General features: G+C 44.8%; 27 protein-coding genes. 6 read left to right on the forward strand and 21 right to left on the reverse strand.

Annotated features, from left to right (window positions below; translation table 11 throughout):
* Positions 1–59: 59 nt before the first annotated feature.
* The 11 genes from AC07VD_RS01990 to AC07VD_RS02040 all read right to left on the reverse strand — a co-directional run bounded on the left by AC07VD_RS01990 (position 60) and on the right by AC07VD_RS02040 (position 9,740).
* The gene (locus tag AC07VD_RS01990; RefSeq protein WP_160831880.1) at positions 60–419 is read right to left on the reverse strand and encodes a hypothetical protein; all 360 of its coding nucleotides are present in this window, start codon (positions 417–419) and stop codon (positions 60–62) included.
* A 14-nt stretch (positions 420–433) separates the two neighbouring features.
* On the reverse strand, positions 434–2,344 hold the full coding sequence (locus AC07VD_RS01995; RefSeq protein ID WP_494721573.1) for a DUF6792 domain-containing protein: 1,911 nt from the start codon (positions 2,342–2,344) through the stop codon (positions 434–436).
* Position 2,345: 1 nt separating this feature from the next.
* Complete coding sequence (gene yvcA / locus AC07VD_RS02000; protein ID WP_494721572.1) at positions 2,346–3,071, reverse strand: lipoprotein YvcA; 726 nt, start codon at positions 3,069–3,071, stop codon at positions 2,346–2,348.
* A 244-nt stretch (positions 3,072–3,315) separates the two neighbouring features.
* A complete protein-coding gene (gene hisIE / locus AC07VD_RS02005) occupies positions 3,316–3,945 on the reverse strand; it encodes a bifunctional phosphoribosyl-AMP cyclohydrolase/phosphoribosyl-ATP diphosphatase HisIE (protein ID WP_003228125.1) in 630 nt (209 codons plus the stop codon).
* Positions 3,942–4,700: an imidazole glycerol phosphate synthase subunit HisF gene (gene hisF / locus AC07VD_RS02010; protein ID WP_003244585.1), complete on the reverse strand. Its 759-nt coding sequence runs from the start codon at positions 4,698–4,700 to the stop codon at positions 3,942–3,944. Before hisF ends, hisIE begins: the two co-directional genes overlap by 4 nt.
* Positions 4,697–5,434, reverse strand: a complete 738-nt coding sequence (gene hisA, locus AC07VD_RS02015) for a 1-(5-phosphoribosyl)-5-[(5-phosphoribosylamino)methylideneamino]imidazole-4-carboxamide isomerase (RefSeq protein ID WP_024571939.1) — start codon at positions 5,432–5,434, stop codon at positions 4,697–4,699. The genes hisF and hisA overlap by 4 nt, the downstream gene beginning before the upstream one ends.
* On the reverse strand, positions 5,431–6,069 hold the full coding sequence (gene hisH / locus AC07VD_RS02020) for an imidazole glycerol phosphate synthase subunit HisH (protein WP_130572898.1): 639 nt from the start codon (positions 6,067–6,069) through the stop codon (positions 5,431–5,433). Before hisH ends, hisA begins: the two co-directional genes overlap by 4 nt.
* On the reverse strand, positions 6,070–6,654 hold the full coding sequence (hisB, locus tag AC07VD_RS02025; RefSeq protein WP_003243389.1) for an imidazoleglycerol-phosphate dehydratase HisB: 585 nt from the start codon (positions 6,652–6,654) through the stop codon (positions 6,070–6,072).
* A complete protein-coding gene (hisD, locus tag AC07VD_RS02030; RefSeq protein WP_129092732.1) occupies positions 6,651–7,934 on the reverse strand; it encodes a histidinol dehydrogenase in 1,284 nt (427 codons plus the stop codon). Before hisD ends, hisB begins: the two co-directional genes overlap by 4 nt.
* Positions 7,931–8,572, reverse strand: coding sequence for an ATP phosphoribosyltransferase (gene hisG, locus AC07VD_RS02035; protein ID WP_015251138.1), 642 nt, complete (start codon positions 8,570–8,572; stop codon positions 7,931–7,933). Before hisG ends, hisD begins: the two co-directional genes overlap by 4 nt.
* Positions 8,565–9,740: an ATP phosphoribosyltransferase regulatory subunit gene (locus AC07VD_RS02040; protein ID WP_144530786.1), complete on the reverse strand. Its 1,176-nt coding sequence runs from the start codon at positions 9,738–9,740 to the stop codon at positions 8,565–8,567. Before AC07VD_RS02040 ends, hisG begins: the two co-directional genes overlap by 8 nt.
* Before the next feature lie 250 nt (positions 9,741–9,990).
* Here AC07VD_RS02040 and AC07VD_RS02045 point away from each other — a divergent pair, with 250 nt between their 5' ends.
* The gene (locus tag AC07VD_RS02045) at positions 9,991–10,743 is read left to right on the forward strand and encodes a C39 family peptidase (RefSeq protein ID WP_003243552.1); all 753 of its coding nucleotides are present in this window, start codon (positions 9,991–9,993) and stop codon (positions 10,741–10,743) included.
* A 239-nt stretch (positions 10,744–10,982) separates the two neighbouring features.
* On the forward strand, positions 10,983–11,648 hold the full coding sequence (gene pelC, locus AC07VD_RS02050; protein ID WP_003242578.1) for a pectate/pectin lyase PelC: 666 nt from the start codon (positions 10,983–10,985) through the stop codon (positions 11,646–11,648).
* A 19-nt stretch (positions 11,649–11,667) separates the two neighbouring features.
* Here pelC and AC07VD_RS02055 read toward each other — a convergent pair whose 3' ends face one another.
* Genes AC07VD_RS02055 through hprK form a run of 5 tightly spaced genes read right to left on the reverse strand, consistent with a single transcriptional unit; the run spans position 11,668 to position 15,554 of the window.
* Positions 11,668–12,186, reverse strand: coding sequence for an acyltransferase (locus tag AC07VD_RS02055; protein WP_494721571.1), 519 nt, complete (start codon positions 12,184–12,186; stop codon positions 11,668–11,670).
* Between the two features lie 3 nt (positions 12,187–12,189).
* Complete coding sequence (gene ppaX, locus AC07VD_RS02060) at positions 12,190–12,840, reverse strand: pyrophosphatase PpaX (RefSeq protein ID WP_041055175.1); 651 nt, start codon at positions 12,838–12,840, stop codon at positions 12,190–12,192.
* Positions 12,837–13,775 (reverse strand): nucleoside recognition domain-containing protein, encoded by a 939-nt coding sequence (locus AC07VD_RS02065; protein ID WP_494721570.1) that lies wholly within the window; start codon positions 13,773–13,775, stop codon positions 12,837–12,839. The genes ppaX and AC07VD_RS02065 overlap by 4 nt, the downstream gene beginning before the upstream one ends.
* Before the next feature lie 23 nt (positions 13,776–13,798).
* Positions 13,799–14,608 (reverse strand): prolipoprotein diacylglyceryl transferase, encoded by an 810-nt coding sequence (gene lgt / locus AC07VD_RS02070; RefSeq protein ID WP_014478105.1) that lies wholly within the window; start codon positions 14,606–14,608, stop codon positions 13,799–13,801.
* A 13-nt stretch (positions 14,609–14,621) separates the two neighbouring features.
* A complete protein-coding gene (gene hprK / locus AC07VD_RS02075) occupies positions 14,622–15,554 on the reverse strand; it encodes an HPr(Ser) kinase/phosphatase (RefSeq protein WP_122894771.1) in 933 nt (310 codons plus the stop codon).
* A 181-nt stretch (positions 15,555–15,735) separates the two neighbouring features.
* Here hprK and nagA point away from each other — a divergent pair, with 181 nt between their 5' ends.
* The 3 genes from nagA to nagR are packed head-to-tail and all read left to right on the forward strand — an operon-like array spanning position 15,736 to position 18,400.
* Positions 15,736–16,926 carry an N-acetylglucosamine-6-phosphate deacetylase gene (gene nagA, locus AC07VD_RS02080; protein WP_041333299.1) on the forward strand — a complete coding sequence of 397 codons (1,191 nt, stop codon included), beginning with the start codon at positions 15,736–15,738 and terminating at the stop codon, positions 16,924–16,926.
* The gene (nagB, locus tag AC07VD_RS02085; RefSeq protein WP_129092734.1) at positions 16,923–17,651 is read left to right on the forward strand and encodes a glucosamine-6-phosphate deaminase; all 729 of its coding nucleotides are present in this window, start codon (positions 16,923–16,925) and stop codon (positions 17,649–17,651) included. The genes nagA and nagB overlap by 4 nt, the downstream gene beginning before the upstream one ends.
* A gap of 17 nt (positions 17,652–17,668) precedes the next feature.
* On the forward strand, positions 17,669–18,400 hold the full coding sequence (gene nagR, locus AC07VD_RS02090) for an N-acetylglucosamine utilization transcriptional regulator NagR (RefSeq protein ID WP_015251129.1): 732 nt from the start codon (positions 17,669–17,671) through the stop codon (positions 18,398–18,400).
* A gap of 21 nt (positions 18,401–18,421) precedes the next feature.
* On the opposite strand, the gene AC07VD_RS02095 is transcribed toward nagR, so the two are convergent.
* The 5 genes from AC07VD_RS02095 to yvlA form a co-directional block, all read right to left on the reverse strand.
* Positions 18,422–22,291 (reverse strand): lamin tail domain-containing metallophosphoesterase family protein, encoded by a 3,870-nt coding sequence (locus AC07VD_RS02095; protein ID WP_494721569.1) that lies wholly within the window; start codon positions 22,289–22,291, stop codon positions 18,422–18,424.
* Between the two features lie 200 nt (positions 22,292–22,491).
* Positions 22,492–22,851 (reverse strand): phage holin family protein, encoded by a 360-nt coding sequence (locus tag AC07VD_RS02100; protein WP_003228066.1) that lies wholly within the window; start codon positions 22,849–22,851, stop codon positions 22,492–22,494.
* A gap of 1 nt (position 22,852) precedes the next feature.
* Entirely contained in the window at positions 22,853–23,050 is a 198-nt protein-coding gene (locus AC07VD_RS02105) for a PspC domain-containing protein (RefSeq protein ID WP_003228065.1), read from the reverse strand.
* 4 nt (positions 23,051–23,054) lie between these two features.
* On the reverse strand, positions 23,055–24,152 hold the full coding sequence (locus AC07VD_RS02110; RefSeq protein WP_014481027.1) for a DUF4097 family beta strand repeat-containing protein: 1,098 nt from the start codon (positions 24,150–24,152) through the stop codon (positions 23,055–23,057).
* Positions 24,153–24,176: 24 nt separating this feature from the next.
* Positions 24,177–24,503, reverse strand: coding sequence for a protein YvlA (gene yvlA / locus AC07VD_RS02115; protein ID WP_003244375.1), 327 nt, complete (start codon positions 24,501–24,503; stop codon positions 24,177–24,179).
* Between the two features lie 217 nt (positions 24,504–24,720).
* On the opposite strand from yvlA, the gene AC07VD_RS02120 reads away from it, so the two are divergent.
* Positions 24,721–24,951 carry a hypothetical protein gene (locus AC07VD_RS02120; RefSeq protein WP_003235419.1) on the forward strand — a complete coding sequence of 77 codons (231 nt, stop codon included), beginning with the start codon at positions 24,721–24,723 and terminating at the stop codon, positions 24,949–24,951.
* Positions 24,952–25,087: the final 136 nt, after the last annotated feature.

Raw genomic sequence — 25,087 nt, forward strand, 5'->3', positions numbered from 1 at the left:
TTTTTACCGTGATCAAAATAAAAATCTCCCACTCATTGTTTGAATAGGAGATTTTTATGTTAGACATCTTTCACAGGCTTCTTTTTTCTATAAGTCAATGTTACATCCTGCTGTCGCAGGTCTTCAATTATCATTTTGTATCGATCAACTTTTGCGGTATGTTCTTCTTTTATCATCTCAAGGGCAGCTTCTCGTTTTTCGCTTTTAGACTCAAGCTCTTTTTTTATTTTTTTTACAATCAACCCTTTTTGCCCTTTGATTTCCTCTTTTAATGAAGACTCAAATTTCTTTGTCAGGCTGAGAAAGTCGTTGATCGGTTGATTGAGGGTGCCCGCTTTCCCCTTCATTTCATCTTGGGTAAGAAACATATAGGTCGTTGATACAATTTCTGTTTCACTTTCTGAAAATAAGGAAGTCACTCTTCATATTCCTCCTAAGGCTGAAAATCAAATAACTGAGAAACCATTTCTTCTTTTTCAAACAGCTTTTCAATACTCTCGCGGATATTTTTGATAAAATCTCTTTTTTCTGTTGTCTGTTTTTTTAATTCAGCAACAATTCCATCATTAGCAGGAAGCGCACCTGTGTGGAATGATTCATGAACTGAGATTTTCTCCAATTTATCGAATGTGTGGCTGAAACCAGCTGCAAGCCGGAATTGAAGATCGAAGGCATAATGCGAAGGGTTTTCTTCCATATGATGAATAGCCGTGATGATCGCCTGCTTTTTGTCTATGAAGTCTTCATCGATTTCCTGACTGTAAACCTTCTGGTACTTAGAAATCGCATCTTCCATATCTTCAACGATTTTCATACCGTTTTGATAGATTCTGACAGCGGATGAGAGATTGACTTGAATCGTTTCTCCCGAGCCGCTCTTCCCTGTAAAATAAATATCGGAGCCTTTATAGCTGAAGCCTTTTTCCTTTGACAAGGCGTTGAGCATTTGAACGATGCTGTGGCCGTCGACGATAAGTTTTAGTGCGTCTTTTGTTTCTGTGTCGAGTGTTTTCAATGAGGACAGAATTGATTTTACGTAGTCCACTATTTCACCAACGTCTTTTAAAGCTTGCATAAATTGGCCATGCTTTAGATGGTCTATGAAATGTTCGTACCGTAATTCTATGCCTCGCATACTCGCATTAATATTCGTTAATTCTTTTTTGATCACTTTCTTTTGCGTTTCATCAATATAACCATTTTCAGCTAACTGATCTACGACCGGTCCGCTGTTTCTCAACAAGGTATGAAGAAAACCTAAAAACGACGGCAGTTCCTCTTTTATTCGGCCATACATTTGCTTAACATCATCAAAATGCTCATATAGGACACTTACTTTCTTTAAAGCGCCGTCTGTGTTTTTCACTCTTTCAATCAGGTCTATGTCTATCCCGCTGGCTGCCTTTATAAAACCGTTCAAGCCGTCTTTTTCATAGTCATCCTTATATTTTTGAAGGAATTTTTGAATTGACCTCACATCTTCGTCAGGAACCCCATCCATAATGTTTCGGATGCCTTTTACACTTGTATTTGTATCTGCCATCTTCACATCACCGAATGTAATGAAATCGGCCTTGCCGCTGACTCCATACAGCGGGTCATCTTTTGAGATGCGTTGGGTGATGTTTGCTGTTACGCCTTTGTCTTCATAATATTTTTGGATTTCTTTTTTTAACTTTTCTGGCGGGATGGAATCTATATCTTCATATTTATAACTAAATTTCCTAATAACATATCTATATAAACTTTCATCAGTTTCAAGTAATTGATCAATATTGACTTGAGCTCCATTTACCCCATAAACTTCATCATATTCTCCATCAATCAATTGCACCATAACTTGGTTATTATTTGCAAGTGAATGTCCTAAGGCGAATGTTTTTAAATCCTCAGAGTTACCTGCTGCTTTCTTTGCTTTGTTAGTAAACTCCTTTGTAGCCTCATACTGACTATGATCAATTCCTAAAAAAAGACCAAAAAAGTTATATGACCAATCCTTATTATCGGCACTACCTTCTGAAATAATCTGAAGCTGATCAATATGTTTTTTCTCATCTATTATATGGATTGCCGTTCCATCGTAACCTGATTCTCTGGTCGAACTTTGTATACTTGTATTCTGATTTACAAGTTCATTGGAGGTGTAAATTTCAATTTTCATATTCTCAGGAAGATCGTGGTGGGTTTCCTCTTTATAAATTCTGCGTATATCTGCTTCGAAATCCTTCTTAGCTTTCTTAACTTCACTCGCAATAGTTGAGGCAAACTTTTGTTTATAGTCATATTCTAAATCAATTAGCCTTAACTTTACGTTCTCATTCTCAAATACATTTTTATTTCCCATCTTATTTCTCCTTTTTATCTATTAAAAAGGTGATAGAATTAATTAATTTCTCAACTTTATTTTTAGCCTTTTGTTCATCTAAGGAGCATGGTTGATTTTCATTTTTGCATCCAAGGGTAAAGGCGTATTCTACTCCTAGGTTATCTTCCTCTGTAGACTTAACATATCCAAAATAACTGTATGAATAATTATATTTTCTATCAATATCGTCAAAGATGTCTTTTTTCTTGGCAGTGTAAATATCCGTTTTCTTTTTGCTGCTTTTTTTGTATTCGCCTTTATAATCATTTTTTCCACTAACAATATCTAGCATTGTCTTAGGTTCATTCGCAAAACTTTCTTCTTTGTAATATGTTACATGGCCATCAAACATTACATTGGTGTCTTTATCATAACTATTAAATCCAATACTTTCTTTGTTTTTCCCGGTTAACGATGATCTTCTTGATAGATACTTCCCATCCTCCGGAAACAACATCCTAAACCCTTTCAGCTTAGATTCCAGCAAATAATATCCTGGTTCCTCTTCTTTTGTTGACACCATGTACTCTCTCGTTTTCTCGTCCTGAAACGCAGGTACTTGAGGCAGATCCTTGGGATCCATGTCTTTTGGTTTTACCGCTTCTGTTTTATTGTCATTTGTGGTGTTTTTATCATTGTCATTCATACTGCATCCTCCTGTCAGGGCAAGTAATAAGCTGAAGCAAATAAAGATGATCTTTTTCATTACGAACCTCCACGGGTTTTGTGAGAATAGTATTCTATTTTCATACTAAAATAATTCTATTGACCTGCTTAAGAAATGATTATTTTATCCTTTTTCATGTTACATCATGGCTGGATTTGGATAAATAGGAAATCGGACTCGGTTTTGATCTCCTTTTATTAACTAATCATATATAACACCTCATATAAATCTAAATACCTATTACTTTTTTCACAAAACAAAAAGAGCCGTATCATACGGCTCTTTACTCTTCTTTCTCAGAATGGCGTTTTTTCAATACGTCAAGCACATCATCCAGCGGCAAGGCTTGCTCTCTGAGCAGGACAAGCAGGTGATACAGCAGGTCTGCCGCTTCCCATTTGAGTTCCTCATGATCCCGGTTTTTCGCGGCGATGATGACTTCGGATGCTTCTTCTCCGACTTTTTTCAAAATCTTATCGACGCCTTCACGGAAGAGGTACGTGGTGTAAGCTCCTTCAGGCATTTCCGCTTGGCGTTCCGCGATCACCCGCTCCAGTTCGTTCATGATGCCGAATCGGCCCGCGGCCTGTTCTTCTGTTTGTTCCTTCATAAAACAGCTGTAGCTGCCAGTGTGGCATGCCGGGCCGGACGGCTCTACAAGTACGATCAATGCGTCCTGGTCGCAGTCATACCGGATACCTTTGACGGCTTGCGTGTTCCCTGAGGTTTCTCCTTTATGCCATAACGCTTGGCGTGAGCGGCTGTAAAACCATGTTTCCTTCGTTTCCAGCGTTTTCTCGTACGATTCCTTGTTCATATACGCAAGTGTCAGCACTTCTTTGCTTGCCGCATCCTGCACGATGGCAGGAATTAATCCGTCCTCGTTAAAACGCAGTTCATCTGCCTGTTTCATCTCACATTCACCCCGTACTCTTTCAAGTATGATTTCACTTCTTTAATCGATGTTTCTTTATAATGAAAAATTGAGGCGGCCAGCGCGGCGTCGGCTTCTCCTTTTGTAAAAGCCTCAAGCATATGCTGTGCGTTTCCCGCGCCTCCCGAGGCGATAACAGGGACGGGGACAGCTTCGGAAACAAGCTTTGTCAGCGTGTGGTCGAAGCCTTTTTTCTCACCGTCAGAGTCCATGCTTGTCAGCAATATTTCTCCTGCCCCGCGTTTGACGCCTTCTTTTGCCCACGCGGTGACCTCCCAATCTGTTTTCTTTCTGCCGCCGTGCGTGTAGACCTTATATGTGTCAGATTCTTTGTCGTACTTGGCATCAATGGCAAGTACGATGCATTGAGAACCGAAAAACTCGGCTCCTTCTGTAATCAGCTCAGGGCGGAGAACAGCTGCCGTGTTCACCGACACTTTGTCCGCTCCGGCACGCAGTATCGTTTTCATATCGCTGAGCTGATTGATGCCGCCGCCGACTGTAAACGGAATGGCAAGCTTCGCGGCAACCTGCTCCACAACGTCAACCATCGTCTTTCGTCCTTCGTGCGAGGCGGAGATATCAAGAAAAACAAGTTCATCCGCACCTTCCCGGTCGTACACTTCAGCGAGTTCAACTGGGTCACCTGCATCCTTCAATTCGAGAAATTGAATTCCTTTGACAACGCGTCCTTCTTTGACATCAAGGCATGGAATAATCCGTTTTGTGATCATTTGCGCTTCACCCTTTCAAGCGCCTCACTCAGCGTAAACTGATTGGTATACAGCGCTTTTCCGATGATCGCTCCAGAGACGCCGTCCGCCTCATAGCGGGCGAGAGCTTCGAGATCCGCGACGGAGCTGACTCCGCCGGAAGCGATCACCGATTTCCCCGTTTCCTTAGCAAGCTCGACCGTGCTTTTAACATTGGGGCCTGACAGCATTCCGTCTGTCGCGATGTCAGTAAAAATAAAGACTTCCGCACCTTCATTGGCTAGCTCTTTGCCCAGTTCAGTTGCCTTAAGGGTTGATGTTTCAAGCCATCCCTCTGTTGAAACAAAACCGTTTCTCGCATCCAGTCCGATTGCAATTTTCTCGCCATATTGTTTCAGCATTTTTTTGACAAACGGAGGGTTAGAAACTGCTGAGCTTCCCAAGATCACCCTATCGACTCCTGCTGATAAATATTCATAGACGTCATTTTCGGAACGGATCCCGCCGCCGATTTCGACTTTCAGGTTCAGCTTTTGCGCAATCTCAATCACATGGCGGTCATTCACTCTTTTCCCTTCTTTGGCCCCGTCGAGATCAACGAGATGGATCCATTCGGCACCCTCTTTCGCAAATAACTCAGCCATGTCGTACGGTGAATCGCCATATATCGTTTCCTTATTATAATCCCCTTGAACAAGGCGGACACATTTGCCGTTTCTCATATCAATTGCCGGATATAATGTAAAAGCACTCATTTTTTCACCTTCTGTTCTTCTGCCATTTTCGTAAATTGGGTTAAAATAGACATTCCGACCGTGCTGCTTTTTTCCGGGTGAAATTGGGCGCCGAAGACGTTCCCTTTTCCGACTACAGCAGGCACTCGCACACCATAATCGGCGCTTGCCAGAAGCGCGTTCTCCTCCATCCCGTCAATGTAATAAGAATGAACGAAGTAAGCGTAGCCTTGTTCTGTTTCAGACAGCAGCGGAGATTCATTATGAAAAGAAAGACGATTCCAGCCCATATGCGGAACCTTCAGCTTGTTTCCTTTTTCATCTTCTGCTTTCAGCCTGACTGCTTTTCCTTTTAACAGCCCGAGTCCTGAAGCGGTGCCGTTTTCTTCGCTTTCTTCAAATAAAAGCTGCATGCCGAGGCAGATCCCGAGAAGCAGCCTTCCCTCTGAGACCATATCGTGAATCAATTGATCAAGCTTCGTGTAGCGCAAATTGTCCATCGCGTCTCCAAATGAACCGACTCCCGGCAAAATGAAGGCATCAGCTTCTTTCAGCTCCTCCAGCTTTTCAGAAACAAAATACGGCACGCCGACACGTTCAAGCGCCTTTGAGACACTGTATAAATTCCCCATTCCGTAATCTATCACGCCGATCATTTACAGCATCCCTTTCGTTGATGGTATTCCTTTAACACGCGGATCGATCGTTGTCGCTTCATCAAGCGCACGTCCCAGCGCTTTAAAAACGGCTTCAATCATGTGGTGGGTATTTGTGCCATAATGAACGATGACGTGCAGGTTCATTCGAGCTTCGAGCGCAAGCTTCCACAAAAATTCATGTACAAGCTCCGTATCGAAAGTTCCGACTTTAGCAGCCGGGAAATCAGCGCGCATTTCTAAGTGCGGCCGGTTGCTTAAATCAATCACAACTTGAGCAAGTGCCTCATCCATCGGCACAAACGCCGATCCGTAGCGTTTGATTCCTTTTTTATCGCCCAACGCTTCGAGCAGCGCCTGCCCTAAGCAGATGCCGATATCTTCAGTCGTGTGGTGATCATCTATATCAACATCGCCTTTTGCGTTAATGGAAAGATCGAATTGGCCGTGTTTCGTGAATAAATCCAACATATGTGTCATAAACGGCACATCTGTTTTAATATCCGCTTGTCCTCCGCCGTCTATTGTAAATGCCAGCTCAATATCTGTTTCGTTTGTTTTCCTGACGCGTTCCGCTTTTCTCATTTAGAAATCCTCCATTCTCTCGCTTCAATTGATCTGGCATGGGCTTCTAACCCTTCCAGTCTGGCAAAAGCCGCGATGCTTTCAGCATGTTCTTCAAAGGCTGATTGACTGTAAGAAATAATGCTCGATTTCTTTTGAAAATCAGTTACGTTTAATGGACTTGAAAATCTGGCTGTTCCGTTTGTCGGAAGCACATGGTTCGGTCCGGCAAAATAATCACCGACAGGCTCAGGGCTGTATCTACCTAAGAAAATTGCACCCGCATGTTTGATACTCCCAAGAAAAGCTTCCGGAGACTGTGTTATGATTTCTAAATGCTCTGGCGCGAGTGTATTGACAGTATCAATCGCTTCCATCATTGTTTCCGCCACATATATACAACCGTAATCTCTCACTGAAGCTTCCGCTATTTCTCTACGCGGCAAGGTTTTCAGCTGCTTACTCACCTCAGCTGAAACCGCCTCGGCCAGCGCCATGGAATCTGTGACAAACACACATGAGCTGAGCTTATCGTGTTCCGCCTGTGACAGCAGATCGGCTGCAATTTCGCTCGGGATCGCTGTTTCATCAGCCAGCACGACGATTTCACTAGGTCCGGCAATCATATCGATATCGACATCGCCGAACACTTCTCGTTTGGCAAGCGCGACATAAATGTTGCCCGGACCCGTGATTTTATCCACCGGCTCAATGGTTTCTGTTCCGTATGCTAACGCCGCAATCGCCTGAGCGCCGCCCATTTTGTAAATGTCTTTTATGCCCAGCTCGGCTGCAGCAACCAAAACTCCAGGAGACAGCAGACCGTCTTTTCCCGGAGGCGTGACGAGAACGATTCTTTCAACGCCCGCTACAAGCGCCGGAATCACATTCATCAAAACAGATGAAGGATATGCAGCCGTTCCCCCCGGCACATATACACCGGCGGAATCCAGCGCCGTCACTTTCTGCCCCAGCATTGTGCCATCCTTTCTGTGATAAAACCAGGAGGATTGCAGCTGTCTTTCGTGATATTCCCTAATATTTTCGATTGCCTGCCTAATCACCTGAAGAAGACGTGAATCCAGTGAGGTGTATGCCTCCTCAAATTCTTCTTTTGTGACGAGCGGGCTGTCTATTTCGATGCCGTCAAATTTCGCCGTGTAGCTGCGAACCGCCTGATCACCGTTTGCTTTAACATCTTCAATAATGGATCGGACCGTCTTTCTTTGCTCTTCCGTTCCGGCATCGATGGAACGCTTGAGAGAAAGCCGTTCCGTTCCGCTGATGGTTTTGATCTTCATTTTGCCGTCTCTCCTTCCACAACGAGAGATAGGCGAGATGCCATTTCGTCAATCACATCGTCTTTCATGCGATAGCTTACCGGGTTGACAATAAAGCGAGAGGTAATGTCACAAATGTGCTCCGTTTCAACAAGCCCATTTTCTTTCAGCGTCTGTCCTGTGGAAACAATGTCCACTATCCGATCTGCAAGCCCAATGAGCGGAGCCAGTTCAATTGAACCGTTGAGCTTAATGATCTCGACTTGTTCTCCCTGCTCTCTGAAATAACTGGAAGCCACATTCGGATACTTTGTCGCGATTCTTGGCGCTACGCCGCTCCAGTCTGTATTCGGAAGTCCGGCGACAGCTAAGTGGCATTTGCTGATTTTTAAATCCAGTACCTCATACACATCGCGTTCCTCCTCCAGCATGACATCCTTGCCCGCAATTCCGACGTCTGCCACGCCATGCTCCACATACGTGGTTACGTCCATCGGCTTCGCTAATATGAAACGGAGATTTTCCTCCGGCACATCGATGATCAGTTTTCTCGAATCTTCAAACTCCTCAGGGAGCCTGTAGCCTGCCTGCCTCAGCAGCCCTGCCGCTTCTTCAAATATCCGGCCCTTTGGCATCGCCATTGTGAGTAACTTACCCATTTTGCTCTTCCTTTCTGGCACCGATAAAATAAGTGACGTTTGCAAAAGATTTTGTCATCTGGTCGATATTTTCTATTCCCGATAAATCTTGAAGAACCACTTTGTTCCCTTTCATGCGTTCTTCATTCGCATAAGCGATGGCTTGCGCCCGCTGCTCTTTGCTGAAAATAACAGCGTCTATATCACAAGGTACTTCTTTCATATGAAGGGCTTCAATCAGCCGGTCGATCCGAAGCCCGAAGCCTGTTGCCGGTGCAGGTGAATCAAAATGGCCCAGAAGCTTGTTGTAACGGCCGCCGCTTCCAATGACAAAACCGACATTCTCGGCGTACACTTCAAATAAAATCCCTGTGTAATAGCTCATGTGACTGACCATATTCAGATCCAGGCGGACATTTTCCGTACATCCGTAATCCTCAAGAATGTCCCACAGCGCCTTCAGCTCATCAACCACGCTTTTTCCTTGCGCAGAATCGACGATTTCCTCGGCACGTCCGCATACTTCTATACCGCCCCGCAGTTCAAGGAGCTCAAGCAGCCTGCTTTTATCAATGGAGGAAAGCGGGAGAGACTTGACATGCTCTCTGTAGCCGACGTAGTTCTTTTCATATAAGAACCTCCGCAGCACATCAGCTCGTTCAACGTTTCCGAGCACCTCAACAAACAAAGCATCCGCAATGCCGGCATGGCCAATTGCAATTTTAAAGGATGCCAGCCCAGCGTTTTTTAATGCCCCGACGACTAAAGCAATGACCTCCGCATCCGCGCTCGTCGTGCCGTCACCGATTAACTCCACTCCGACCTGCTCGAACTCAGCCGGACGTCCGCCTTCACGCTCCTGAGCCCTGAATACATTTGCCGCATAGCCGACTCTTAGCGGATGACCGTGTTTCAGAAGCTTCGATGCCGCCACCCTTGCAATCGGCCCCGTCATATCCGGGCGAAGCACCAATGTCTTGCCGTCCTGATCAAGTAGCTTAAACAGCTGCTGCTCTTCAATTGCTGACTGGACGCCAACGGTATCGTAAAACTCCAGTGTCGGCGTTTCCATAAATTGATATCCCCATTTATCAATCAAATCGGTTAACGATCGTCTCACCTTTTTTTTCGTTTCGTATAAACCGGGCAGTGTATCTCTCATGCCGTGCGGTTTTTCAAACATAAACATCAACCCGAGCACCTCCGCTGTTATCTTATGAAGGAAAATTCCGAATCCTTTAGTTCGCTAATATGATAACATGTTAGCAGATGAAAGAATGAAAATCAACGCTTAACTTCAGTAAGGATATTTTTAGTTCAAATATCCTTCTCCTCATTATGAAAAAATCATGAATAATGTATTAAAGGTACGTAATATCTCAAATTCTTTATGTTTGGCATGCTATAATACAAATCAAATAGAGAACAAGGAGATAAAGATGAAAACACTGCGAACTCTATGTGTCCTGATGATTCTTTCAGGCGTTATTTTTTTCGGACTTAAAATAGATGCAAAAGATATAGATATTCCTTTTTTGAACAGCCTTAAAAAAGTGGTTTCTGATAGCGATACAGACTCAGCTGCGAATAGCAAAAAGGAGCTGAAGGGAAGCGCAAAACCGCTGGATGTCATCCTTTACAATCAAATGGACGCACCCCGGCTCTATAACGGCTGTGAAGTAACAAGCCTTGCGATGGTGCTGAATTATGCGGGATACGACGTGACAAAAAATACCCTGGCAAATCAGGTTGCCACAGTGCCTTTGACATACAGCAGCGGATTAAAGGGTGATCCGAATGACGGATTTGTCGGGGATATGGCGAATGGCCCTGGTCTCGGTGTCTACCATCGACCGATCTATCAGCTGGCGAAAACCTATGCGGGAGACAAAGTGTCTGATCTGACTGGAAAAAGTATTTCCGCTGTTTATCAGCAGCTTGAAAAAGGCAATCCAGTTTGGGTTATTACGACAGCCAACTTTACGCCAGTTGACAACATGCAGACATGGAAAACGCCAAACGGAACGATAGAGATTACGTACAGCGAACACAGCGTCGCCGTTACGGGATATGATGATAAATATGTGTATCTCAATGATCCGTATGGCTATAAAAACAGAAAAACCGATAGAACAAGCTTTGAAAAAGCGTGGAAACAAATGGGCAGCCAGGCCGTGGTTATTCAAAAGTAAACACCTGAAGCCTCACTATGCTCTATCCTGAGCAAATACGACAATATTCATGCTTTTTGTATCAATCGGTAAGATCGATTCATTTTCCATTTTTCACCCAAAATTGTCTTTACTTTCAGGCTGTCTGTTTTTATGATTAAAGCAGATTCAGCCTTGCCCCGATCTATGCGAGAGAAGCCGGTGCAAGTCGCTGACGCTTCTCTTGCAAAAAATGAAAGATATCCGGGGAGGATTTATCATTGAAAAAAATCGTGTCTATCCTATTTATGTTCGGTTTGGTTATGGGTTTCAGCCAGTTTCAGCCATCAACCGTTTTTGCAGCTGACAAAGTGGTGCACGAAACAATTATCGTACCAAAAAATACAACATATGACGGGAAAGGACAGCGGTTTGTGGCAGGAAAAGAATTAGGCGACGGAAGCCAGTCAGAAAACCAAGACCCTGTTTTTCGTGTGGAGGATGGAGCAACCCTGAAAAATGTCGTGCTTGGTGCACCTGCTGCTGATGGCGTGCACACTTATGGAAACGTTAACATTCAGAATGTGAAATGGGAAGATGTTGGTGAGGATGCGTTAACGGTGAAGAAGGAAGGAAAAGTGACGATCGACGGCGGTTCTGCTCAAAAAGCGTCAGATAAGATATTCCAAATCAATAAAGCCAGTACCTTCACAGTGAAAAATTTCACGGCGGACAATGGCGGGAAGTTCATTAGACAGCTTGGCGGTTCAACCTTCCACGTTGATGTGATCATCGACAAGTGCACCATCACAAACATGAAGGAAGCGATATTCCGGACGGACAGCAAAACAAGCACGGTCAGAATGACAAATACACGCTACTCTAATGTCGGTCAAAAATGGATTGGTGTTCAGCATATTTACGAAAACAACAACACTCAATTTTAACAAAAAAAGTCCGCTGATGTTATTCAGCGGACTTTTTCAATCTTTCTTGCATTTCTTCCTTCGTATAGATGATCCTCATCGGATTTCCGCCGACAAATGCCCCGTCAGGCACATCCTTATGGACAAGCGTTCCGGCGGACACAACTGCGCCATCTCCTATTTTCACCCCGGGCAGAATGGTCGTGTTGGCACCAATCATCACTTCGTTCCCGATCAGAACTTTGCCGATCCGGTATTCGTGAATCAAATACTCATGGGCCAGAATGGTCGTATTGTACCCGATGATTGTATTTGTTCCGACTGAGATCTTTTCCGGAAACATGGTATCTGGCATCACCATGAGGGCAAAGGATGTCTGTTTTCCAACCTTCATCCGCAGAAATGTGCGGTACAGCCAGTTTTTCATCCCGATAAACGGCGTATATCTCGCAATTTGAATGACAATGAAATTTTTGACGACCTTTAAAAAAGGTACCGTTTGATAGACATGCCACAGTGAGTTGGCCCCCGAGACCGGATGGCGATCTGTTTTTCTCACAGATTACTTCACTCCAACGATTTGTAATAGATCACTCATTTTCTCAAGCATAAAATCCGGCTCATACTTCGCCAGCATTTCCGGCCCTTTAATCGTCCATGCGACTCCTGCCGTTTTTGTACCGGCGTTTTTCCCAGCTAGCACATCGTGGTAATTATCTCCGACCATAATGGCTTCCGCCGGCTCGCTTCCTAGCTGTTTCAGCGCTAAAAGCACAGGCTCGGGATCAGGCTTTGCATTCGTCACATCATCAAGGGTAACAACTGTTTCAAAGAACTCGCCGATTCCCGTGAGCTTGAGGCCCATATTGACAGTATCTCTTAATTTTGTTGTCACAATTCCTAATGTAAAGCCGGCTTTTTTTAATGCATCCAGGGTCTCATATACCGTTTCATATTCAGTCACGAGTGAATCATGCATGTCATGATTGTATGCTCTGTACATGGCGATCATATCCTCGCATTTATCAGGGTCCATCGAAGAGAACGTTTCAAAAAGAGACGGCCCGATAAACGCAAGGACATCTTCTCGTTTATACTTGCTCGGATAATAATGCTCCAGTGTATGCAAAAAGGACGCGATAATTAATTCATTCGTATTAATAAGCGTTCCGTCTAAATCAAACAGAATTGTCGTTACTTGTTTGTCACTCATATTGCTTCCTTTCCAACCGCTGAGGGTTTCCACTTTTTCCATGTATGCGCAATAGCCATTGTCAGCAGAACTGCTGTGGTGACACGAATCACAAGAAGAGGCCAGACCGGTATGCCAAGCGGAATAAAGACAAGTGTATCTTCTACAACCGCGTGGCAGGCAACGAGAAATATAAATGCCAATGTCATATCCCGCTTGCTCACGCCGTCATCCTCGACAGCTTTGATCATGACACCCGCTCCGTAGGCCAGACCAATCGTCAGTCCCGCCACCATCGTCATAGACGTATTTTTATTCATGCCAAGCAGCTGCGTAAACGGAGACAGCCACCTGGAGAACCGATGCAGCCAGCCTAAATCTCTTAAAAACTGGATGATGATCATCAGCGGTATGACAATTGCCGCCAGCTGCAAAACACCAAGTCCGGCTTTCGTTAAGGCTTCTGCCAGCATCGCCAGCCAGCTGTCTGGCGCCGCGCTCTTCGCAGCGATAAAACCGTACTGTGCCGTTTCCTGTCCGCCATGCCAAATGAGGTTGATGACGATGGCTGACACAGCGGCCAAACCGATGCGCACGGCCAATATGACGCCAATTCTGATACCAACCTTTGCGGCAACTGTCGATTCGATAATCAAGTTATGACAGAATGAAAGCATTACAGCTAAAATAAAGACTTCTTTCACAGATAAATCCAATGTTAAAATCCCAGCAATTCCCGCATACAGATTCAGCATATTTCCCAGTACAAGCGGAATGGCCGCTTCACCGGAAAGCCCGAAGAGACCCATTACCGGTGTGATCAGCCGTACAAGCCAATCCATGACAGGCGTATGCTGAAGCAAAGTGACCAATAGCGTTACCGGGAAAATCACTTTACCGAGTGTCCATGTTGTTTGAAGACCTGCCGCAAGACCGGCCAGAAAGATCTTCTTCATCCCTCATCCCCCTTTGTTGACGTCTACTCCGCGTACCGCTCCTTCGAGTATCCCTTGACGCGTCTGAAGATGATGGCTGCCACAGCCAAAACAATCAATACGATTGAAATCACCTGAGCGATGCGAAGTGAATCAGTCAGCATTAAGCTGTCAGTCCGCATTCCTTCAATAAAGTATCTTCCGATTGAATACCAAATGATATAGATCAAGAACATCTCGCCTCTACGCAAATTCGCTCTGCGCAGGAACAGTAAAACAATGACGCCGACAAAGCTCCATAGTGATTCATATAAAAAAGTAGGATGATAATATTGCCCATTGATGTACATTTGATTGATGATAAATTCAGGCAGGTGCAGGTTTTCTAAAAAGGCTCTGCTGACAGCCTCGCCGTGCGCTTCCTGATTCATGAAATTCCCCCAGCGGCCGATCGCCTGGCCGAGCAAAATGCTGGGCGCGGCAATATCCGCAAGCTTCCAGAACGAAAGGTTTTTCACTCTCGAAAACACATAACCCGTTAAAATGGCGCCGATTAATCCGCCATGAATGGCAATGCCGCCCTTCCAAATCTTAATGATTTCTCCCGGATGTGCCGCATAATAATCCCATTCAAAGGCAACGTAATAAATTCGTGCGCAAATAATCGCAATTGGAATGGCAAACAGGACAAGATCAATAAACGTATCTTTCTGCAGCCCCCGTTTTTCACTTTCCCTCATCGCTATCCACAGCCCGAGCAAAGCGCCGAGACCGATAATGATTCCGTACCAATGGACGGCTAACGGCCCCAGCTGAAAAGCTATCGGATTGAGTGGTTCTATCGCTTCATTCATTTAACGCCAACTCCTATTCTCCTTGTTCACCGTCTTCAATGACATCCGCCAGCTTGTTCGTAAATTGTTCAGCGGCATTCAGCCCCATCCGCTTCAATCTGAAGTTCATTGCTGCCACTTCGATGATAACTGCCAGATTTCGGCCTGGACGGACGGGAATCGTCAGTTTTGTGATTTCTGTATCAATGATTTTCATGGTTTCTTCCTCAAGCCCGAGACGGTCGTATTGCTTGCCCTGCTCCCAAAGTTCAAGGTTCATGACAATCGTGATTCGTTTATTGCTTCTGACCGCGCCGGCGCCAAACAGCGTCATCACGTTGATAATACCAAGCCCCCTGATTTCAAGGAGATGCTCAATTAATTCCGGAGCGTTTCCGACAAGAGTATCCTGATCCTCCTGCCGAATTTCAACACAATCATCGGCAACAAGGCGATGCCCTCTTTTCACAAGCTCCAGCGCTGTTTCACTTTTCCCGACGCCGCTTTTTCCTGTGATCAGCACGCCGACACCATATATATCGACAAGAACGCCATGAATCGCCGTGGTAGGCGCCAGCCGGCTCTCAAGGAAGTTGGTTAAACGGCTTGACAGTCTTGTCGTTTTCAGCGGCGATCTGAGGACTGGCACCCCATTTTTCTCAGAAGCGTCAATCAGCTCCTGCGGGATGGGCATATCTCTAGAAAGAATAATAGCTGGTGTTACATCAGTGCACAGAGAATCCATCCGCTGTTTTTTCTCCTCTTCAGGAAGCTGTTCAAAGAAAGAAAGCTCTGTTTTTCCGAGAAGCTGCACGCGCTCTCTCGGGTAATATGTAAAATATCCGGCAATTTCAATGCCTGGTCTTGATAGGTCACTCATTGTAATCGGGCGGTTAATTCCTTCTTCTCCGCTGATTAATTCCAAATTGAACTGTTCCATTACGTCTTTTGTGCGAACCTTTGCCACGATATGTTCCTCCTGTTCCGGGCTGCCCCGAGCTTGCTCACAATACTTTCATTTTATCACTTTCAGGCTTGAACCTAAAACAGATTTTATAAAAGGGGGGAAAACACCTCAGCTGGTCTAGATCACTAGTCTGAAAAAGAGTAAAATAAAGGTATTCAAATTCCAGAAAGGCGGATCATCTATGGCAGAGAGTCTTCTTATCAAAGACATTGCGATCGTGACAGAAAATGAAGTAATCAAAAACGGCTATGTCGGAATCAATGACGGAAAAATCATCACAGTTTCAACAGAACGGCCCAAGGAGCCATATTCAAAAGAGATTCAAGCACCTGCGGATTCCGTTTTGCTTCCCGGCATGATTGACATTCATATCCACGGCGGCTATGGCGCAGATACAATGGATGCTAGCTTTTCCACGCTCGACATCATGTCGTCAAGACTGCCCGAAGAAGGCACGACGAGCTTTTTAGCCACAACGATTACCCAAGAGCATGGGAACATTTCTCAAGCTTTGGTGAACGCAAGAGAGTGGAAAGCGGCTGAAGAGTCCTCTTTATTAGGTGCAGAACTGCTCGGCATTCATTTAGAGGGCCCCTTTGTTTCGCCTAAAAGAGCCGGAGCGCAGCCAAAGGAGTGGATTAGGCCTTCGGATGTTGCGCTTTTCAAAAAGTGGCAGCAGGAGGCGGGCGGACTGATCAAAATTGTTACACTTGCGCCGGAGGAGGATCAGCATTTTGAACTGATCCGCCATTTGAAAGACGAATCGATTATCGCGTCCATGGGGCACACGGATGCCGATTCCGCATTGCTGTCGGATGCCGCAAAAGCAGGGGCGAGCCATATGACTCATCTGTACAACGCGATGAGCCCGTTTCATCACCGAGAGCCCGGAGTGATCGGAACGGCGCTGGCCCATGATGGGTTTGTGACAGAGCTTATCGCCGATGGCATTCACTCCCATCCTTTAGCTGCAAAGCTTGCTTTTTTGGCGAAAGGCAGCAGCAAGCTCATTTTAATTACCGATTCCATGAGGGCAAAAGGCCTGAAAGACGGCGTATATGAGTTTGGCGGCCAAAGTGTGACGGTAAGAGGACGAACAGCACTTCTTTCAGACGGAACCCTTGCCGGTTCGATCCTCAAAATGAACGAAGGCGCACGGCATATGCGTGAGTTTACAAATTGCTCTTGGACGGATATAGCTAATATAACTTCTGCAAACGCGGCCAAACAGCTGGGCATCTTTGACCGAAAAGGCAGTGTGACTGTGGGAAAAGATGCAGATTTGGTGATTGTCAGCAGTGATTGCGAGGTGATTCTCACCATTTGCCGCGGAAACATTGCATTTATATCCAAGGAGGCTGACCAGATATGAAAGTAATGGAATGTCAAACGTATGAAGAGCTAAGCCAAATAGCAGCCAGAATAACGGCAGATACAATCAAAGAAAAACCTGATGCTGTTCTCGGTTTAGCGACGGGCGGCACACCGGAAGGCACGTATCGCGAGCTGATCCGCCTGCACCAAACTGAGAATCTCTCATTTCAAAACATCACTACAGTTAATTTGGATGAGTACGCCGGACTTTCAAGCGATGACCCGAACAGCTATCACTTCTATATGAACGACCGTTTTTTTCAGCATATCGACAGCAAGCCTAGCCGGCATTTTATTCCGAATGGAAATGCAGACGATTTGGAGGCCGAATGCAGACGGTATGAACAGTTAGTCGATTCCCTCGGCGGCACTGACATTCAGCTTCTCGGCATCGGCCGAAACGGACACATCGGCTTTAACGAACCGGGAACGTCTTTCAAGTCGCGAACTCATGTTGTGACATTAAATGAGCAAACCCGCCAGGCGAATGCCAGATATTTTCCTTCCATAGACAGCGTGCCGAAAAAAGCACTCACAATGGGAATTCAAACGATACTCTCAAGCAAGCGCATTCTGCTGCTCATTTCTGGAAAAAGCAAAGCGGAAGCTGTTCGTAAGCTGTTAGAAGGAAACATAAGCGAAGATTTTCCCGCATCTGCTTTGCACCTGCATTCCGATGTTACGGTTTTGATTGATCGTGAAGCCGCGTCATTAAGACCTTGAAAGGAACATGCTGACTTATGAATATCAATAAACAATCGCCTATTCCGATTTATTATCAGATTATGGAGCAATTAAAAAACCAAATTAAGAGCGGAGAGCTGCAGCCGGATATGCCTCTTCCTTCTGAGCGCGAATATGCCGAACAATTCGGGATCAGCCGGATGACAGTTCGCCAGGCGCTTTCTAATTTAGTTAATGAAGGCTTGCTCTATCGCCTGAAGGGGCGGGGCACCTTTGTCAGCAAGCCAAAAATGGAACAAGCACTTCAAGGGCTGACAAGCTTTACCGAGGATATGAAAAGCCGCGGGATGACACCGGGCAGCAGGCTCATTGATTATCAGCTTATTGATTCGACTGAGGAACTCGCGGCTATATTAGGCTGCGGGCACCCCTCCTCTATCCATAAAATCACTCGGGTGCGGCTGGCAAATGATATTCCGATGGCGATTGAGTCCTCACATATTCCGTTTGAGCTTGCGGGTGAATTAAACGAATCGCATTTTCAGTCGTCGATCTATGATCATATTGAAAGGTACAACAGCATACCGATTTCCCGTGCAAAACAGGAGCTTGAGCCAAGCGCTGCCACCACGGAAGAAGCGAACATTCTTGGTATTCAAAAGGGAGCGCCGGTCCTATTAATCAAACGAACAACATATCTGCAGAACGGAACTGCTTTTGAGCATGCAAAATCTGTATACAGAGGCGACCGTTATACATTTGTCCACTATATGGATCGTCTTTCATAAAAAAAAAGCCTCCAACCCTTTTTAAGGATTGGAGACATGGCGAAAATCAAACTGGTCTGGTGCTGGACGATATGTCTCTTTTTTCGTCTTGAACTTCCAGATCGGTGATTTCGTTTTGCCGTTAAAACTGTCTTCCACTATAATGTACCAATAATAAACAGACTGCGGTTCAAGATGATCCCAGTGGAATTCAGCTGTGTCCCCGCTCTTCACTTGCTCCCGTTTTCCGAGCTCTTCATTGGTATATACGTTACATTCAAAATAATCGGTTTCCACCTTTTTGATTCTTGGCTTCAAATCAAGCGAAAGAGAAAATTCATCCTTGTTGCCATAGGTATCCGTATCATAGTAGTTCTTATCCTTTACATACGGAGAGTACGTCGATACGTGCACCATGTCATTGGCTTGGTCAAATTGAAGCAAACGCAAATACCCTTGGCCGCCTTCTGGCCCGCCCTGATAATCGGCCAGCATTTGATGCACAAGACGATCCGGTTTCCCATCACCATCATCATCCAGCTCATCTGTTTTTCTCATCGCACTATGATAATGCCCGCTCAACACCAACACGACATTCGGGTTCGGCTTTACGATTTCTTTGAATATTTTCTCTCCGATTGGGCTTCTGTTTCCGCTGACCAGCAAATACTCATGAAAAGCTAAAATGGCCATCCGGTCAGGATGCTTCTTCAGCACCTGATTCATCCACGCGATGTCTTCATCCGTAATGCCCCATCCCATGTACAGCATGATATAATCATTGCCGTTGCTAGAAATCAGGTCATAATGTCCGCGGTTGTTTTTATAGGAACCGCCATAATGCAATTTTTTATCAAAACGATCGCTGCCAAAATATTTGCCAAACGCCCTGTAGGAGCCGTCCTTATGCCCGACATCGTGGTTGCCGGCCAGCACGCCGTAAGGAATTCCGCTCTTATCCAGAACGGACATTGACCGATCAGCGTTTTTCCACTGTCTGATATCGGCGGAATCATCTACAATATCACCCGTGTGGAACACATATTTGATATTGAGCTGCTTTTGGTTATCTTTTATCCATTCGGTCTGTTTATCAAAAATATGCGGATAGCTTTCGGCGTAATACTGTGTATCAGACATCCAGACAAATGTGTACATATCCTTCGCAGGGGGAATTTCATCCTGTACAATCACATTCATTTTCGACTCCCGTACAAAATCGGCGGCAATCACAGATGCTTTCAGCGTAAACGGTTTGTCATCCTTCGCGACGAAGCTGTCAACAGGCTGCCATTCGTTTGTCCGATAATTCCAAGCATACATCGTCACCTTTCTCCCCGGCAAAGAACTGCCCTTCCAGACTGCTTCTGCCAGATCATTCTCATCAATTGATGGATCAACCGTCACTTCAAAGCGATGATAAGGGAAACGCTCTTTGTTTTCTGTCGATACTGTTTTTCCATCAGCAGCAGATACCCGCTCCAATTCTTTATTCGTAAATGGGGTCTCACTTTCCGGCACAAAGCTTTTCGGCGGTTCAGTCAGTGACGCGTGCTTAAATATTTTTACATGATTTCGCGCTGTATATTGAAATCCCCTATAAAAACCAACATCCATGGCGTCATTCGTCGGATCTTTCACCCGTACAGAAAGCTTAGCCTTATGCGTGTCGGCTTCGCTGTCTATAACCTCCGGCTGGTCCGGATGCTCTCGTTCGGTTTTAAACGTCCTCTCAATCACTGTTTTATTGCCCGCGAGATCCGTTGCTGTCACTTTTAGAGAATGTTTTCCCGGCAAAAGGTCAGAAGATGACGTATGATATGGGAGTGTAATGCTTTCTCCATCTAAAGACGCCTTCGCTTCCTCAATTTTGCTCCATTTATCATACATATCCGCCTGCAGGATAAGGTTTCCTTTATACGTTTGCCCCTCGGTGATATTCGGCTCAATGTGAGGTCCTGAATTATCTACCCGTACAACCAGGCTGACATTTTCCTTGCCGTCGCTTGCTTGAATATGGTGAGCGCCTTCAGAAAGCTTTGATGTATCCCACTCCAGCAGCTGTGATGTAAACAGTCCGTCAGGCAGATTGAACTGAAATTGCCAGCTTTTATTCGAGCGCTGATTATCGCCAATAAAGAGTTCCTTCTCAGGGGACACCCTCTGATCCCTGATCACCGTTCCATCCGATAACACCAATCGGGCGTTTTTGACTAAGAAGTCATCACGGTTTTCAGCCGTATCAAACGGGGACACCTTCGAACCCGATCGTATCGTAATACGCTGCAGCTGCTTCCCTTTCCGAAGCAGTGTCTCTGGCAATGGAACAGAATAGGTGCGGTATTTATTTGTTGTATCATCGAACACCTTTAGCACTTTGCCTTCCATCGTTACCGCGTTTTTAAAATAAAGGTTCGTTTTCCTCGTATCGAATGCAAAATATACTTCTTTTTCCATCGCGGGCTCTGTCACTTGTTTTTTCCCGTCAATCCATAGCTTAATGCGGTCAGCTCGCCCTTCTGTCGTGGCTTTGAGAAATTGAGTTCCCGACAGCGTGTCTCTGTTTTCAATATTCATCCGCAGACCGTGCGACTTGCTTGTTTGTTTAATATCAATCATTTTGACCGGCGTTCTCGCTTCATTGATCCCGTCCCCGGCCGCCACATAATACTCTAGCTGATCCTTCCCGATCAATTCAGGCGAATACACAATATAATGGTAGAGATTATCGTTGCGGTCTTTTTCAGCAAGAATTCGCTTAAACGGTTTGTTCTCATCCGTCCGGTAGTAAAAGGCCGCTGTTTTCACTAGACTTCGGTCCCGTATGTCAGCCCGCAGTTCAATGCTTTCAGCAGGGCGGACAGGCTTGCGGTCAGTTAAATCCTCAATGACCGGCTTTTCTTTATCGAGCTTGATTTTCCGTTTCTGCTCGGGCACCTGTGCCTGTAATACGGTTCCGGGAGATGGATTCTTTTCCCCGATTGAAATGTTCAGAAGTTCTGCGGTTCCGTTCAGCGGATACTTATAAAGCACTGATGACAGCCGGCGCAGCGCATGTTTCCGATAATGCGCAACCGAAATGTCCTTTCCTGTATTCGTTGATATCACAACGGCCCGCGGCCTCGTATTGGCCATACCCTCTGTCTCGTCTATCACCGCGAGATTTTTTCCTTCTTTTAGTTGTGTCTGATAATAACGATTGAAATCCTCTGACGTCAATTCTGGATGCCCGGCAGGCTTCAGCCAGACGACAAACGTTTCGCCGGATGGTATCAAGATCCTTTCATCAGGTCTCCAAATCAGATCGGAGTCAGGCCCTTCTTTTGGGTAGCGGTAACGGATATGGTAGTCTTTAAAATCAATCGTTCTGTCAGTCGTATTAAAAATCTCAATAAATTCATAACCATCTGCGCGTCCTATATTCTTCGTATCAACCGCCAGCTCTGTGATCAGAAGCTCCGGAATATGGGCAAGGTCAGCCTGGTATCCTTCAAGCTTCAGTTTCTTCGTCTCCGACTTCACCCTCTGCTTCCCATTCGACATCACAATGTAATACTCAAGCTCGCTGTTCCAAATCAAACGTTTCGGAATTTGTGCCAAAAACTTGCGGACCGCTCCGGGGGTCGGGTCCATCGGCACCATTTTGTAGCCCAGCTCATTACTTTGTTTATAAAAAAGAAAGGCGGAAAATGCTTGATACGAATTATCGCGAACTTGAGCCTCAATCATTAGATTGCTTCTCATTTCAGCTTTCACATCAATTTGAGGAGGATTTTCAAGCAAGGGTATGTAATGAGGCGTTTGAAATAGTTCCTGCTGTACAACAGGAACAGCTTTCGATTCATGATGGCCGCCAGACAAAACGGAAAGAAAAGACAGTAATATAGAAGCAATAACCGTGTATTTCCTCATCAAAGCACCTCCCTTTTCATGTATTTTGCGTCTGAACAGGGAAGCTTATGAGTTCATTTTTAAACAATATCCAATCTGACAAAGCAGATAGTATACGACATATACGCGGGACTGCTGACAAAAAGCGAACACTTCACTTCACAATTTTTTAAGGAGGCTGCAGAACATGTAAAAAAGCTGCCTTTGCGGGCAGCTTTTTTTTATTTTTTTCTAAGCGGCTCTAAAATGCCTTTTTGAATCAGCAAATGGAAGACCGACAGGATAACGGATGCCCATATCGCTGTGCCGAAGCCGTCGATTTGAAAGCTGTCACCCATAATGGACGCGGTCATCATAAGCGTGATGGCGTTAATCACAAACAAGAAGAGTCCAAGCGTCACCATGGTGACCGGCAGTGTAAAGATAATTAAAAGCGGTTTAATCAGCACGTTTAAGATCGATAAAATGAGGCTGGCGATAATCGCTGCCCCAATGCTGCTGATATGGATGGAGTCAATATATCCATCAATGACGATTAATAACAATGCATTGACTAAAATGCTGACTGCCCATTTTACCATGTTATTTCATATCCCTTTCTGACGGGACGATAAAAATCCAAATGATATAAATGAGCAAAACCGGCAAGACACTTGTCATAATGGCTAAGATGACAGTTATGACTCTGAGGAGTGATGCGTCCCAATTGAAATATTCCGCGAGACCTCCGATAACACCGGCGATTTTCTTATTTTTTTCTGAGCGATAAAGCTTATTCATTCGATCACCTCTGTGAGTACTTTAGTTTGATGGCGCCTGTTAGTGATTCTGAGAAGACGGTGATGTTTTGATCATGTGCCTGATTTGAAGTGAACATCATTTCTTTTTGAATGGTATCATTTTTTTCCTTCAGCATCTCAACATCCATTAATTCATGGGACAGCGAACCAAGATTGCTTTTCAGCTCTGCCTTCACTGCGAGATCGTCCGGAATCGCAAGCTCCACACTTCCAGTCGTTGTTTTTGCATAAATGGAGCGGCAGTCTGATTCTGTTACGTTAATCGCAATATTTCCGTTAAAGCTTTGAACGTCAATGGATTCGCTTTTCCCTCGGAGATCGATCAATCCGTTAATGGTTTCCGCTTCTATCGTTCCGCAGCTGTGGCTGGCGAGTTTAATTTGCCCGTTGGCCGTTTCAGCTATGGCTTTTTCGGCTGTTAAGTGCGAGAACGACAGCACGCCGTTTGTCGTTTTCGCTGAGAACTCTTTTACATGTAAATGTTCCCCTCTGACCGGACCGTTAAACAGCTTCACCCGAATCTTATCATACTCCTTCTGAGGAATATACAAAGTGACATTCGTTTTCATCGTCTTTTTCTCAGTACGGATAAAAAATTTATTTCCTTTGATTTCACATTCAATATGCTGAAGAAATGCGTGTCTCGCCGCATCCTGGCTGTCAGCGCGATATACCTTCGCCTGGCATTCCGCTCTGATATCGTCATCTTCCCAAGGGACGATATTCACGCTGCCATTCGCAATTTGCAGCTCAACACTGGAAAAGTCAGTATCTTTAAATTGAAAAATGTGCTGAACATCATACGCATGGCCAAAGTTTAAATCAAGGTCAACTTCCTTGACCTTTTTCACAGCAGAATCAATCCAGTCAAACAGCTTGGCTCCTAAAGACGGCTTGCCGCTTTCTTTTTTTGCCGTTGTAAATGGCTCTTCCTCGTCATGAACGTGAACTGAGAGCGCTGTGATTTTCTCTTCTTTTTCCTTGTAGTCGCTGTCAAGCTTTTCAATCAGTGTCAAAGCTTCTTGTGCTGTAAGCTTTCCTTCCTCAACAAGCTTAAGGATTCGTTCCTTTTCTTGCATCATTACGATCTCCTCCCCATTGTCTACTTATGCTGCACGCAGGACCTTAATGCCCTGAATCACATTCCAAATGATAATGCCAATGACAACCAAGAAATAAATAACCGCTCCCCCAATGATTACAAATACAGGAAGCAAGCTGTCTCCATCAATCGCAACGGCTCCGCCAAGTAAAGCAATAAAAAGGAACAGCCAGCCGACAAACGGAACTATGTGAGAAATAAGAGAGCGTATCGCATGGCGTTTTGTTTCTTTCTCATTTACAACAAAATAAGCGACAATCGGCACAATGATTGGCGCAATAAACACACTGAAATAACAAAGTGATGCAATAATAGCTTGATTACGGTTCAATTCATTCCACACTCCTATTGTGAATTGTCCATGACAAAAGATCAGGGACGTTTTACTTATTTATACGTTTAAAATCTCTTCAGGTTTCAAATTCATTCTTTAGACATGCTCCGATTTACGGAAATTGGATTTTAAAAAGTTTTAGAAGTAGAATCTTCCGGCTATACCGATTACAATATGTAAAAAGCTTACGGCAACCAAGGAGGCTGGACAAGCAATGGAGAAAGATCCCAGTGACTATACAGTAACACAAGAATCAGTGTTAAAGCTGATTCATGAACAAAAAAGAATGAATCGTGAAATGATCGCCGAGCTTGAGCAGATTCACGGACCCTTCCCGATCTCTCACGATATCCAATATATAAAAGTGCTGCTCGACAGCAGCAACACGCATATTGTTCAAGATTTAATGAGTGTAAGTAAGCAGCTGTATAAGAAGACTTTATAATTGCGGAAAACATATCATTCATTATAACTGAAACAAAGCTAAAGGTTAGATGACAATATCTTGCCTTTTTTGTTTTGAAAAAACAAGTGATTCCCTGGCTGTCACAAAATGATTGTAACAAAAAAAGCCTGCCGGC

Source organism: Bacillus sp. GW821-FHT01G09, from assembly GCF_059422205.1.

Excerpts from the sequence above, each read along its gene's own strand:
- hisB (WP_003243389.1), bottom strand. The coding sequence starts at position 6,654 with ATGAGAAAAGCGGAACGCGTCAGGAAAACAAACGAAACAGATATTGAG.
- nagA (WP_041333299.1), top strand. The coding sequence starts at position 15,736 with ATGGCAGAGAGTCTTCTTATCAAAGACATTGCGATCGTGACAGAAAAT.
- lgt (WP_014478105.1), bottom strand. The coding sequence starts at position 14,608 with ATGAATGAAGCGATAGAACCACTCAATCCGATAGCTTTTCAGCTGGGG.
- hisIE (WP_003228125.1), bottom strand. The coding sequence starts at position 3,945 with ATGAAACAGGCAGATGAACTGCGTTTTAACGAGGACGGATTAATTCCT.
- ppaX (WP_041055175.1), bottom strand. The coding sequence starts at position 12,840 with ATGAGTGACAAACAAGTAACGACAATTCTGTTTGATTTAGACGGAACG.
- AC07VD_RS02120 (WP_003235419.1), top strand. The coding sequence starts at position 24,721 with ATGGAGAAAGATCCCAGTGACTATACAGTAACACAAGAATCAGTGTTA.
- hisA (WP_024571939.1), bottom strand. The coding sequence starts at position 5,434 with ATGAGTGCTTTTACATTATATCCGGCAATTGATATGAGAAACGGCAAA.
- AC07VD_RS02040 (WP_144530786.1), bottom strand. The coding sequence starts at position 9,740 with ATGTTTATGTTTGAAAAACCGCACGGCATGAGAGATACACTGCCCGGT.
- AC07VD_RS02105 (WP_003228065.1), bottom strand. The coding sequence starts at position 23,050 with ATGAATAAGCTTTATCGCTCAGAAAAAAATAAGAAAATCGCCGGTGTT.
- AC07VD_RS02110 (WP_014481027.1), bottom strand. The coding sequence starts at position 24,152 with ATGATGCAAGAAAAGGAACGAATCCTTAAGCTTGTTGAGGAAGGAAAG.
- nagR (WP_015251129.1), top strand. The coding sequence starts at position 17,669 with ATGAATATCAATAAACAATCGCCTATTCCGATTTATTATCAGATTATG.
- hisD (WP_129092732.1), bottom strand. The coding sequence starts at position 7,934 with ATGAAGATCAAAACCATCAGCGGAACGGAACGGCTTTCTCTCAAGCGT.
- AC07VD_RS02065 (WP_494721570.1), bottom strand. The coding sequence starts at position 13,775 with ATGAAGAAGATCTTTCTGGCCGGTCTTGCGGCAGGTCTTCAAACAACA.
- AC07VD_RS02100 (WP_003228066.1), bottom strand. The coding sequence starts at position 22,851 with ATGGTAAAATGGGCAGTCAGCATTTTAGTCAATGCATTGTTATTAATC.
- AC07VD_RS02095 (WP_494721569.1), bottom strand. The coding sequence starts at position 22,291 with ATGAGGAAATACACGGTTATTGCTTCTATATTACTGTCTTTTCTTTCC.
- AC07VD_RS01995 (WP_494721573.1), bottom strand. The coding sequence starts at position 2,344 with ATGGGAAATAAAAATGTATTTGAGAATGAGAACGTAAAGTTAAGGCTA.
- hisG (WP_015251138.1), bottom strand. The coding sequence starts at position 8,572 with ATGGGTAAGTTACTCACAATGGCGATGCCAAAGGGCCGGATATTTGAA.
- hisH (WP_130572898.1), bottom strand. The coding sequence starts at position 6,069 with ATGATCGGCGTGATAGATTACGGAATGGGGAATTTATACAGTGTCTCA.
- hisF (WP_003244585.1), bottom strand. The coding sequence starts at position 4,700 with ATGATCACAAAACGGATTATTCCATGCCTTGATGTCAAAGAAGGACGC.
- nagB (WP_129092734.1), top strand. The coding sequence starts at position 16,923 with ATGAAAGTAATGGAATGTCAAACGTATGAAGAGCTAAGCCAAATAGCA.
- AC07VD_RS02045 (WP_003243552.1), top strand. The coding sequence starts at position 9,991 with ATGAAAACACTGCGAACTCTATGTGTCCTGATGATTCTTTCAGGCGTT.
- yvcA (WP_494721572.1), bottom strand. The coding sequence starts at position 3,071 with ATGAAAAAGATCATCTTTATTTGCTTCAGCTTATTACTTGCCCTGACA.